We start from the raw sequence: 11,203 nt of genomic DNA on the forward strand, positions 1-11,203 counted from the left end.
ACGTCCTCTTCGATCTATACGTTGGTCCCCGCACGACGTCGATGCACATCGGACCAATGAAGAGGGCGGAACACCGTGAGAGCACTGAAGCGTCTTGCCGCCGTGTCGACGGTAGGGGTGATGCTGGTCGCTGGCGTGACCACACCGGCCGTAGCAGGGCCGGTGCCAGGCAACTGGTGCTCGGACTGGAAGTCCATCGGACTGATCGACATCCAGGCATGCCTGACTGTGCTTTCAGCCTCGAACAACTACTGGGCCAAGGTCAGGAACTTCGATTCTACGAACAAGACCGTCAACGTGGTGATTACCAAGATCCAGAACGGCACCCACATCACCTGCAAGACCGTCAACAACGTCGTCGTCCATCCGAACGACACCTGGGCCGACTCCTGCTCGGGCAGCCTGAACAACAACTGGACCTACGCCGCGCTCGCCTCGGTGCAGATCGGGTTCGGCGGCGGTTCGGCGCAATCGCCCTCGGTCACCGTCGTGTTCTGAAGCGCGCTTCATGGGTTCGGGAACCGTTGGTGTGCAACGGTTCCCGGCCTCGCTCATCCGGTCATCGCGAGCCGACGCAAGCGGCCTACCGCAACATCGCCATGCGACCCGCACCGCCCCGGCCGCTTGCCATGATCCGATCTCGTGGACGCCCGGTGTCGCCACAGCAGCACCCAGCGTCCACGAGATCGGATCATCGATTGGTGCTGGGACGGCAGCCGGGCGGGACCGCAGCCAGATGACCCGGTGCACCCGGCCGGGATCGAACCCGCGGCCCTGCGGTTCCGGGAAACCGTCGAGCCTAAGCTGGCGCGGGAACGCCGGTCCGTATGCCGAGCAGCTCCGCCACCGCGTCCCGGTTCTCCGGGGCGAGCACCGCGAAGTGCCCGCCGGGCAGCACGTGCACGTCGCACTCCGCACTGGTGTGCTCCGCCCACCACGGCACCAGTGCGTGATCCACCATCCGGTCCTCGGCGCCCATGAGCACGGTCAGCGGCACGTCCAGCCGTACCCCCGTGAACTCGGTCGCCTCCGCGCCCAGCCGCAGGTCCGCGCTCAGCGTGCCCAGCAGCACCCGGCGCCACCGCGGCCGGTACAGCGCCGCGGGCAGCGGCACGTCGCCCAGCTCCAGCAGCCCGATCATCTCCGCCTCGGTGGGCGCCCGATGCCGGAACCGCGGCCGCACCCCCGGCACCTGCCCCGACACGATCAGCGCCGTGCACCGGGACCCCAGCTCCCGCGCCACCCACACCCCCAGCAGCGCGCCCAGACTGTGCCCGAACACGGCCGAGGGCACGTCGTCGGCGAGCTCCCCCAAGGAAGCCACCACGTCGGCCACGGTGCACCCGGGCCGCTCCCCCAGCCGCCGCTCCCGCCCCGGCAGGTTCAGCCCGCGCACCTCGACGTCGTCGGGCAGGCCGGTCAGCAGCGGCCGGTAGCTGTTGGGGCCGGCCCCGGAGTGCGGCAGCACCAGCAGGCGCTGCCGCGGGTACGCCGTGGCGGCCGGGCGCAGGGCCACCCACCACCCGGCCGCCGGGCGTACGTCCATGTCCCCTCCCTTCACTCTCGTCAGATGGCCGTTCCGCCGTCGATGCGCAGGACCTGGCCGGTGATGTAGCTCGCGCGCTCGGACACCAGGAACGCCACGAGGTCGGCGACCTCGTCGGCGCGCCCGTACCGGCGCAGCGCCACCCGCTCGTGCATGCGCTCGTTCATCTCGGCGGGGAGTCCGGAGATCATGTCGGTCTCGATGAAGCCGGGGGCGACGGCGTTGACGCGGATGCCGTACTGCCCGACCTCCTTGGCCAGGGCCTGGGTCAGTCCGATGATCCCGGCCTTGGACGCGGCGTAGTTGGTCTGCATGGGGGTGCCGACCAGGCCCGCGACCGACGACATGGTGACGATGCTGCCCCGGCGGCGGCGCATGAACCGCCGGATGACGGCCTTGCACACGTGGTAGGTGCCGTCGAGGTTGACGCGCAGCACGCGCTGCCAGTCGTCGTCGCTGAGCAGGGCGAGCGGGTTGTCGCGGATGATCCCGGCGACGGGCACGGCGGCGTCGACGGGGCCGAGCTCGCGTTCGACGTCGGCGACGAAGTCCTGGACGGCCTGCCGGTCGGCGACGTCGACCTTGGCGCCGAACACGCGGGCGCCGGCCTCGGTCGCGGCGGCGGCCGTGGCGTCGGCGGCGTCCCCGGCGGACTGGTAGCAGAAGGCCACGTCCCAGCCGTCGGCGGCCAGGCGGGTGACGACGGCGGCGCCGATGCCGCGCGAGCCGCCGGTGACCAGGGCTACAGGTCGGTCGGTCATGCCGCCTCCTCGGTCGTGGTGGCGCGGATGAGCTGCTCGGCCGGGCGGAGCCCGGCCATCAGCCGCGACACTTCCATGATCGTTTTCCCGTGTACGGTGGCCGCGCCCCGGAAGATCGCGGTGTCGCCGAAGTGGCGCACCACCTCGACCCGGTGCTCGATCACGTCGCCGGTGCGGGCCCGGCCCGGCAGGCGGATGCCCTCGCCCTGCCCCGCGACCGCGACGGCGCCGCGGACGACGTCCGGGTTCGGCCGCTCCCAGAGCATCAGCACCAGCGCGGCCTGCGCGAACGACTCGATCGTCAGGCCGGGCGGGAACTCGTCCTCCCCGGCGGCCCAGGGCCGCTGCGCGGTGACGGTGTACCGGGCGGTGATGGTGCGCCGCGGCACGACTGAGAGGATCTCGTCGACCAGCAGCACCGGCGGGCGGTGCGGGATGATCCGGGTGATCTGGTCGCGGCCGGTCATCACGGCCGCCCGGTGTAGCCGAGCACGAACGTGGCGACCAGGCCGTGCTCGTCGGACAGTTCGGCGCGCCAGCGGGTGGCCTCCGGGTCCGGGCGCAGGGTCACGGCCACGGGGGTGCCGGGGCGCACGGGCGCACGGAAACGGCAGTTGGCGACCTCCGCCAGCTCGCCCGTGCCGGCACCGGCGGCGCGGATCATCCGGTCGGCGGCGTCCAGCAGGAAAGCCCCCGGGAGGATGGCGAAGCCGGGGTAGTGCCCGGCGTACAGCGGAAGGTCCGCTTGGGGGCTGAGCACCGCGTGGACGGTGCCGTCCGGATCGACGGCCGGCTCGATCGCGAAAGGGGTGAGCGGTTCGGCGCGGGGCGGGCTGACGGAGGTCACCGCCATACCGTGCCGGGGGCGTCTATACGGTTCCTATGGGCTGGCGCGGCGCCGAATACAGGTGCGCGATAGAACCGGACCCTAGCTTCGCGCGTATGACTGAGACGATGATCGAACGCGGCTCGGCCTGGCTGCGGCAGTTCGCGGCGGTCCCGTCGGCGCGGCAGCGGCTGGTGTGCCTGCCGCACGCGGGCGGCACCGCAGGTTTCTACCGCACCTGGGCCGCGCGGCTGCCGCACAGCATGGAGCTGCTCGCGGTGCGCTATCCGGGGCGGCAGGACCGGCTGCACGAGCCCCTGGTGACGGGCATGGCCGAGCTCGCCGACCGGATCACCGAGGCGCTGGTGCCACTGCTGGACCGGCCGCTGGCCCTGTTCGGGCACAGCATGGGCGCGGCGGTGGCGTACGAGGTGGCCGCGCGGCTGGAGCAGCGGCACGCGTTCCGGCCGTCGCGGCTGTTCGTGTCGGGGCGGGAGGCGCCGCACCGGGGCCGGGTCGTCGACCCGGACTCGCGTACCGACCAGGCCCTGATCGACGAGATGCACGGCGTGGACGAGTCCGAGCGGGCCACGCTGGCCGATCCGGACCTGCGCGAGCTGATCCTGCCCGCGCTGCGCTCGGACTTCCGGCTGATCGACGAGTACCGGCCGCGGCAGCCCGCCGTGGTCGCGGCGCCGGTGACGGCGTACACGGGGATCAGCGATCCGGGGTGCGCGGTGCCGGCGGTGCGGGCGTGGGGCGAGCTGACCTCGGGCGGGTTCGACATGCGGGTCTTCACCGGGGGGCACTTCTACCTGGTCGAGGCCGAGCCGCAGCTGGTCGGCGACCTGGTGCAGCGGTTGCGCTGAGACGTGGAGCGGCGCCCGCCGCGGTCGTACGGGGGAGACGACCGCGGCGGGCGCCGTGTCTGCGCGCTCAGACCGACGGCTCCGCCATCGCCACCGCGATCTTCCGCGGCCCGGTGAACGGTTCGCGGCCGTGCGCGACCAGCATGTTGTCGACCAGCACCACGTCGTCGCGCTGGTAGTCGAACCGGGTGCTGGCCAGCCGGTAGCAGGCCCGCAGGTGCGCCACCACGTCGTCTTCGATCACACCGCCGTCGCCGTAGTAGGAGTTGGTCGGCAGTTCCTCGTCGGCGAACAGGTTGCGCAGCCCGTCGCGTACGTCGGGCGCCTGCGTGGTCACGTGGAAGAAGGTGGCGTGGTTGAACCACACCGGCTCTCCGCTGACCGGGTGGTAGTGGACCGCCTGGCGGACCGCGCGGGTGCGCAGGCCGCCGTCGGGCAGCCACTCCCACTGGATGCCCCGGTCCTCACAGTAGGCCTGCACCTCGGTGCGGTCCTCGGTGCCGAAGACGTGCTGCCAGGCCACCCCGAAGTCGGGGTAGAAGTTGCGCTGCACCAGCCAGCCCCGGGCCTGGAACTCCTCGCGCACGGCCGGGTGGACCAGGCTGAGCACCCGGCGCACGTCGGCCAGCGGCGTGGCACCCTGCGAGGTCGGCGGCTCGATGCAGTAGAAGTACAGCGTGCGCGGCCAGACCGCCTGGTAGGAGTTCTCGTTGTGCAGGAAGATCTCCTCGTCCGGCGGGTAGTCCGTGGACGTGTAGACCTGGCCCTTGATCGTGCTGCGCGGCGACGAGCGCTCCGAGTAGGTCAGCGGCGCGCCGGACAGGGCGCGCACGACCGCGTCGAACCCGTCGACGCCGCCGATCGCGAAGCCGCGCAGCAGCACCGCGCCGTGCGTGTGCAGCGCCTTGCGGATCCGCTCCCGGTCGGCCTCGATATGGCTGAGCCCGGACGGCCCCCCGTCGGACTCGACGACGAACGGCAGTGAGTATTCGGTCATCTTCTCCCCCGGTTCAGTCCGACATGGCCACGAGCACCCGCCGCTTGCCCGTGTACGGGCGGCGGCCGTGCCCGACCAGCAGGTTGTCGATGAGCAGCAGGTCGCCGACGCGCCAGTCGACGTTCACGGCGGCTTCCAGGGCGCGGTCGCGGACCTGGATGACGTACTCGTCCGGGATCGGCGAGCCGTCGGCGAACCGCACCGACTGGGGCAGCTCGTCCTCCTTGAGGATCTGGGCCAGGGCCCGCGCCGTGTCGTCGCCCAGCGCCGCCGGGTGCCACTGGTCGGCCTGGTTGAACCAGACCTCGGCGCCGGTGACCGGGTGGGTGGTGGTGGACGGGCGGATCTGGCTGACCTTCAGGCCCTCGGCGCTCCAGGACCACTGCGCGCCGGAGGCGGCGAGGAACTTCTCGACCTCCTCGCGGTCCTCGGTCTCGAACGTCTGCTGCCAGCTCTTGCCCAGCCCGAGGCCGTCGTGCAGGTTCTGGGTGTAGCGCACGCCCCCCGCGAACGCGGCGCGCACCTCGGGGTCGAGCAGCTCCAGCCACAGGTTGGCGTCGACGACCGGGGTGGCGCCGCCGGTCTCGGCGGCGATCTCACAGAAGAAGAGCAGCCGGGACGGCCAGGCGGCCGCGTACGACAGCTCGTTGTGCATGGAGATGGTGAACTCCGGCGGGTACTCCGTGGAGGTGTACACGTTGGCGCCGACCTTGGTACGCGGCGAGTTGCCGTGCACGTAGGCCAGCCGGTGGGGCAGGAGCAGGTCCATCACCGGGTCGAGCGTCTGCGGGGTGACCCCGAAGCCGCGGAAGACCAGGGCCTTGCGTTCGGTGAGCAGTCCCCCGAGGTCCGGGTGGTCGCGCAGGTAGCCGGCCAGTCCCTCGGCCGTCGCGGCGACACCGGCGTCGGCGGGCGTGATCTCGGTGGGCGTCCAGCGGTGGTGCTGCGTCATTGGCGTTGGCCTCTCTTCAGGCTGTACGCCGCACCGTCGCCCCCCGCCCTATATTTCGTCGATACACCCAGATCACCCCCGCCCGCCGGGGCCACACCCCTGGCCAAGTTGCCGGGCAATCGGGCGTATCTCGGGGCCCCATTCCCCCGATTGCCCGGCAACTTGGCCAAGGACGCGGACCGGGGCCGGGCGAGGGGGTCAGCCCTCGCCCGGCCCCGGGCGGTCGGAGGTCCGTCAGCGGGTGCCGACGAGCTCCGGGGTGGGGTCGTCCTCGGCCGGGGCCGTGGCGGCCGCGGCCTCGTGCAGGCCGTAGCGGCGGTGCAGCTTGGCCAGCGGGCCCGGGGCCCACCAGGCCGCGCGGCCCAGCAGCGACAGCACGGCGGGGACGAGGATGCACCGCACGATGGTGGCGTCGATCAGCACCGCCACGAACAGGCCGAGACCGACCTGCTCCAGCTGGCCCACCTTGGACGCGCCGAAGAACGCGAACACGATGAGCATCAGCGCGGCGGCGGAGGTGATGATGCCGCCGCTGCGCTGCAGGCCCCAGCGCACCGCGGTGTTGCTGTCCAGGCCGGTGTCGCGGTACTCCTTGATCCGGCCGAGCAGGAACACCTCGTAGTCCATCGACAGGCCGAACGCGAACGCGAACACGATCACGATCATGTACGGGCTGAGCCCGCCCACGGTCAGCGTGTCCAGCGGGCCGGACAGCCAGCCCTCCTGGAACACCCCGACCAGCACGCCGAACGTCGCGGCCAGCGACAGCAGGTTCATCACGACCGCCTTGACCGGGATCACCAGCGAGCCGGTCATGAGGAACAGCAGGATGATCATCGCCAGCACGGTGATGGCGACCCCCAGCGGGAGCCCGGACTTCAGGCGCTCGTTGAGGTCGATCAGGGTCGCCGCGTCACCGGTCACCCAGGACTCGACGCCCGCCGGGCGGTCGGCGCGGATCCGCTTGACCAGCGCCTGAGCCTCGGGGCCCTGGCCCTGGTGCTTGACCGCGATGATCACGGTCGACAGGTCCGAGCTGACCGAACCGGCCTTCTCGACCCGGACCACCTCCGGGTCGCTCGCCCACCTCGCCGCGTACGCGTCGAGGGTGGCCTTGTCGGTGCGGGCCACCACCCGGACGGCCGCCTGCTGGGTCTGGCTGAACTTGGCGGTCAGGGTGTCGGCCACCCGCACCGCCTGGAGGCTGCGGGGCAGGCCCTCCAGCTGGGGGACCTTGATGGTGACGTTGAGCAGCGGCAGCGCGATGGCCAGCAGCACCGCCACGCCCGCCAGGGTGATCAGCAGCGGCTGGCGCTGCGTGACCTTGGCCAGCCGGGCGAAGAAGCCGCCCTCCAGCTCGGCGGCGGTGGGCACACCGCTGCCGCGGGCCTCCTTGCGGGCGGCCTCCTTCTTCGACACCTTGATCCACTTACCGCAGAGGCGGACCAGGGCGGCGGTGAGGGTGAGCGCCACGAGCAGCGCCATCAGCGCGGTGGAGATGCCGGCCAGCGCCATCGCCCGCAGCCGCGGGATCTCGAAGGCGAGCAGGCCGGTCAGCGACGCCGCGACCGTGAGCGCGCTGAAGCTGATGGTGCGGCCGGCCGTCGACCAGGCCCGGCGAACCGCCTCCGCACGGTCGTCGGTGGTCAGCAGCTCCTCGCGGTAGCGGGCGACGAGCAGCAGGCCGTAGTCGATCGACAGGCCCAGACCCAGCAGCGTCACCACGGTGATGACGTTGGCGTCCAGGTCGACGAAGGACGAGAAGCCCAGCAGCAGGCCGAACGCGCCGAACATCGTCGCGACGGCCGTGGCCACCGGCAGGCCGGCGGCGACGATGCCGCCGAACACGAAGATCAGCACCAGCAGGGTCACCGGCAGCGAGAAGGACTCGGCGTTGGCGAGGTCGTTCTCGACCGCGCCGTTGGCCTCCTCACCGATGAGGTCGCCGCCGCCGATCTCCAGCTTGGCCCCGGGCAGCTGCCCGGCGGCCTCGGTGATGCGGTCGGTCACGGCCACGAACGGCTTGTGCTGCGACTCGGCCTTGGCCAGGGTCACGAACACCGCGATCGTGGTCTTGTCCGCCGACACCACCGGGTCGGAGACCTCCTTGACTCCGTCCACGGCCCGCATGTCGGTGACGGCCTTGGTGAGCACGTCGGTGGTCGACTGGGCCTGGGTGTCGGTGCCCTGGATCACCGCGGCGAACTCGACGCCGTGGTCGATCGCGGCCACGATGGCCTCGTGGGCGTGCCCGCCCTCGGTGCCCTGCAACTGGTTGGTGTCCCCCATGTTGCCGAACAGGGGATCGAGTGCCGTGCCTCCCGCGACCGCAAGAAGCAGCCAGAGGACGGCAACCAGCCACGCCCTCCGATAGGCGAATGCGCCGATACGAGAACTCATGGCAAGCAGCGTGACAGTCGATGCGATCAGCGTCGATGGTATTCCCATCCGCATTCATGGTGGTGCTGGCTTCACCCCCGATCCGGCATCCTGTGTCATGTTCCGGCCCTGGTCACGCCCGTAAGGTCGCTGTCATGACGACGAACGCCGGGCAGGCCGCCACCCGCAGCAGTGTCCCGCGCCCCCTGGCCCACCCCTGGTGGCAAAGGCTCGGGGCGGCGCTGGTCCACCTGCTGACCGGGTTGCCGCTGCACCTGATCACCTTCTCCGTGCTCCTGTGCCTGCTGACCAGCGCCGCCACCCTGGCCGTCACCGCGGTGCTCGCCGTGCCGTTCCTGATGGCGACCTACGAGGTGTCCGATCTGTTCACCCGCTGGCAGCGGTGGCGGTTCCGCCGCCTGCTCGGGGTGGATATCCCCGCGGTGGCACCGGTGCCCCGCGACGGGCACTGGCTGCACCGGGCGTGGGCGCAGACCCGCACCCGCAACACCTGGCGCCAGATCTCGTACCACGTGGTGGCGGGGCTGCTCGTGCCGCTGCTGGCGCTGGTGGTGCTGACGCTGTGGCTGCTCGGCCCGGCCCTCGCGGTGATCGCGGTGTATGCCCCGACGCTGCCTTCCTCGGTCGCACCGCATGGCGCGTCATCGATCGTCGCCGTCTCGACTATAGGAATAATCATGCTCCTGTCGGCACCGTGGGTGACGCTGTTCGCCGTGCGCGTCGACACCGGCATGGCGACAGCCTTGCTGGCTCCCAGCCGCAGCGAGGAGCTGGCACGCCGGGTCGCCACCCTCTCGGAAAGCAGGGCCGCCATGATTGACGCAGCCGACGCCGAACGCCGGCGCATCGAACGAGATCTACACGACGGCACGCAGCAGCGCCTCGTGTCGCTCGCCATGAACCTGGGCATGACCCGGACCATGCTGATCGATGTCCCCGCCGAACTGCGCGAGGCCATCGAACGCGCCCACGACGAGGCGAAACTCGCCCTGTCGGAGCTGCGCGCCGTGGTCCGCGGGCTGCACCCGGCCATCCTCGACGACCTGGGCCTGGACGCCGCCCTGTCCGGCATCGCGGCCCGCTCGCCGGTGCCGGTGCGGCTGCTGGTCGACCTGCCCCGCCGTCCCACCCGGACGGTCGAGACCGTCGCCTACTTCGTGGTGTCGGAGGCACTGGCCAATGTGGCCAAGCACGCCCACGCCGGCCGCGTCGACATCATCGTGGAGTGCATCGAGGGGGGCCTGCTGCGCATCGTCGTCTCCGACGACGGCCGCGGCGGCGCCGACCCGAACCTGGGCACCGGGCTGCGCGGCCTGCGCCAGCGCATCGACTCGGTCGACGGCACGATGACGCTGGACAGCCCGCAGGGCGGCCCGACCATCCTCGTGGCGGACCTGCCGTGCGCGTGATCATCGCCGAGGACTCGGTCCTGCTCCGCGAGGGACTGATCCGGCTGCTGACCAGCGCGGGGCACGAGGTGGTCGACGCGGTCGGCGACGCCGAGCAGCTGCTCGTCTCCGTCGGCGAGCACGACCCGGATCTGGCCGTCATCGATGTACGGATGCCGCCCACGCACACCGACGAGGGGTTGCGCGCGGCCCTCAGACTTCGAGAGGCGTCATCGCGTCCCGCGGTGCTCGTGCTCTCGCAGTACGTGGAGGAGCGTTATGCCTCCGAACTGCTGTCCCGCGACACCCGCGGGGTCGGCTACCTGCTCAAGGACCGCGTCGCCGACGTCACGGAGTTCCTGGAGGCACTCCAGCGCGTCGGCGGGGGCGGCACCGCACTCGATCCGGAGGTGATCGCGCAGATCCTGGTCCGCACCCGGCGCAACCCCGTCGACCAGTTGACCGCCCGCGAGCGGGAGGTGCTGGCGCTGATGGCCGAGGGCCGGTCCAACGCCGGCATCGGTTCGGCGTTGACGATCAGCGACGGCGCCGTCGCCAAGCACGTCAACAACATCTTCGCCAAGCTCCAGTTGACCGCCGCAGACAACGACCACCGCCGCGTCCTGGCGGTGCTCCAGTTCCTGAAGTCCTGAGGAGAGCCGACATGCGTACCATGACCACTTCGACGATCCGCCGCCGGCTGTCCGCCGGGCTGATGCTCGCCGCCGCCGCCCTGACCGTCACCGGCCTGGCCGGCTGCGACGACAAGACCGGCCTGGGCGGCACCAAGACCGAGCAGCAGTCCCAGACGTACCAGCACAAGGTGACGAAGATCGAGTTCAACCTGAACGCCGGTGACATCAGCGTCAGCTCCGCCGACGCCGCCGACACCGTCGCGGTCGAGCGCAAGCTCGAGTGGGCCGACGACAAGCCGGAGGTCAAGGAGGAGTGGGCCGGTGACACCCTGCGGATCACCGTCCACTGCAAGCAGCCCGAGCACTGCTCGGTCAGCTACACCGTGCGGGCTCCCGCCGCGGTGTCGGTGACCGGCAAGACCGGCGCGGGCGACCTGGCGATCACCGACGTGACCGGCGACATCGACCTCGACACCGAGGCCGGTGACTCCACCATCCGCGGCACCGCCGGCAAGCTGCGCATCAACACCACCGCCGGCGACATCGACGCCTCCGACCTGAAGTCGGCCGACGCGCAGCTCAAGACCGAGTCGGGCAACGTGACCGCCCGGTTCGCGGCGGTGCCGACCAAGGTCGTGGCCACCAGCACCTCCGGCAACATCGAGGTCGCGGTGCCCAAGGCCGACAGCGGCAGCTTCCAGATCAAGGCCGAGACCAAGGCGGGCGACCGCAAGGTCGACGTGACGCAGGACGCGGCCAGCGGCCGCAGCATCGACGCGACCACCGAGTCCGGCAACGTGAGCGTCGTGTACGCCTGATCCGCCCGTAC

At 71.3% G+C, this 11,203-nt stretch carries 12 protein-coding genes; 5 read left to right on the forward strand and 7 right to left on the reverse strand.

Translation table 11 applies throughout. The features are described from left to right. The first annotated feature begins 75 nt into the window (after positions 1-75). Positions 76-498, forward strand: coding sequence for a hypothetical protein (locus Cs7R123_RS30600; protein WP_212831570.1), 423 nt, complete (start codon positions 76-78; stop codon positions 496-498). Between the two features lie 301 nt (positions 499-799). Here the strand turns inward: Cs7R123_RS30600 and Cs7R123_RS30605 are convergent, their stop codons facing one another. The 4 genes from Cs7R123_RS30605 to Cs7R123_RS30620 are packed head-to-tail and all read right to left on the reverse strand — an operon-like array spanning position 800 to position 3,154. Then, positions 800-1,546, reverse strand: coding sequence for a thioesterase II family protein (locus tag Cs7R123_RS30605; protein ID WP_212831572.1), 747 nt, complete (start codon positions 1,544-1,546; stop codon positions 800-802). Positions 1,547-1,566: 20 nt separating this feature from the next. Continuing rightward, positions 1,567-2,307, reverse strand: a complete 741-nt coding sequence (fabG, locus tag Cs7R123_RS30610) for a 3-oxoacyl-ACP reductase FabG (protein WP_212831574.1) — start codon at positions 2,305-2,307, stop codon at positions 1,567-1,569. Then, positions 2,304-2,774 (reverse strand): 3-hydroxyacyl-ACP dehydratase FabZ family protein, encoded by a 471-nt coding sequence (locus Cs7R123_RS30615; protein ID WP_212831575.1) that lies wholly within the window; start codon positions 2,772-2,774, stop codon positions 2,304-2,306. The genes fabG and Cs7R123_RS30615 overlap by 4 nt, the downstream gene beginning before the upstream one ends. Next, positions 2,774-3,154, reverse strand: a complete 381-nt coding sequence (locus Cs7R123_RS30620) for a hypothetical protein (RefSeq protein ID WP_212831576.1) — start codon at positions 3,152-3,154, stop codon at positions 2,774-2,776. The genes Cs7R123_RS30615 and Cs7R123_RS30620 overlap by 1 nt, the downstream gene beginning before the upstream one ends. 95 nt (positions 3,155-3,249) lie before the next feature. On the opposite strand from Cs7R123_RS30620, the gene Cs7R123_RS30625 reads away from it, so the two are divergent. Then, complete coding sequence (locus Cs7R123_RS30625) at positions 3,250-4,002, forward strand: thioesterase II family protein (protein ID WP_244872242.1); 753 nt, start codon at positions 3,250-3,252, stop codon at positions 4,000-4,002. Between the two features lie 67 nt (positions 4,003-4,069). Here Cs7R123_RS30625 and Cs7R123_RS30630 read toward each other — a convergent pair whose 3' ends face one another. The 3 genes from Cs7R123_RS30630 to Cs7R123_RS30640 form a co-directional block, all read right to left on the reverse strand. Then, complete coding sequence (locus Cs7R123_RS30630) at positions 4,070-4,999, reverse strand: TauD/TfdA family dioxygenase (RefSeq protein WP_212831577.1); 930 nt, start codon at positions 4,997-4,999, stop codon at positions 4,070-4,072. A 13-nt stretch (positions 5,000-5,012) separates the two neighbouring features. Then, a complete protein-coding gene (locus Cs7R123_RS30635; RefSeq protein ID WP_212831579.1) occupies positions 5,013-5,951 on the reverse strand; it encodes a TauD/TfdA family dioxygenase in 939 nt (312 codons plus the stop codon). A gap of 234 nt (positions 5,952-6,185) precedes the next feature. Further along, positions 6,186-8,351, reverse strand: coding sequence for an MMPL family transporter (locus Cs7R123_RS30640; RefSeq protein WP_212831582.1), 2,166 nt, complete (start codon positions 8,349-8,351; stop codon positions 6,186-6,188). A gap of 134 nt (positions 8,352-8,485) precedes the next feature. On the opposite strand from Cs7R123_RS30640, the gene Cs7R123_RS30645 reads away from it, so the two are divergent. From Cs7R123_RS30645 to Cs7R123_RS30655, 3 genes are read left to right on the forward strand one after another with little or no spacing between them, the layout of a single operon-like run. After that, positions 8,486-9,760: a sensor histidine kinase gene (locus Cs7R123_RS30645; protein WP_244872243.1), complete on the forward strand. Its 1,275-nt coding sequence runs from the start codon at positions 8,486-8,488 to the stop codon at positions 9,758-9,760. Then, a complete protein-coding gene (locus Cs7R123_RS30650; RefSeq protein WP_212831584.1) occupies positions 9,751-10,392 on the forward strand; it encodes a response regulator transcription factor in 642 nt (213 codons plus the stop codon). The genes Cs7R123_RS30645 and Cs7R123_RS30650 overlap by 10 nt, the downstream gene beginning before the upstream one ends. 11 nt (positions 10,393-10,403) lie before the next feature. Further along, on the forward strand, positions 10,404-11,192 hold the full coding sequence (locus Cs7R123_RS30655; RefSeq protein ID WP_212831586.1) for a DUF4097 family beta strand repeat-containing protein: 789 nt from the start codon (positions 10,404-10,406) through the stop codon (positions 11,190-11,192). The last annotated feature ends 11 nt before the right edge of the window (positions 11,193-11,203 follow it).

This window comes from Catellatospora sp. TT07R-123, assembly GCF_018327705.1.
Taxonomy (GTDB): Bacteria; Actinomycetota; Actinomycetes; order Mycobacteriales; family Micromonosporaceae; genus Catellatospora.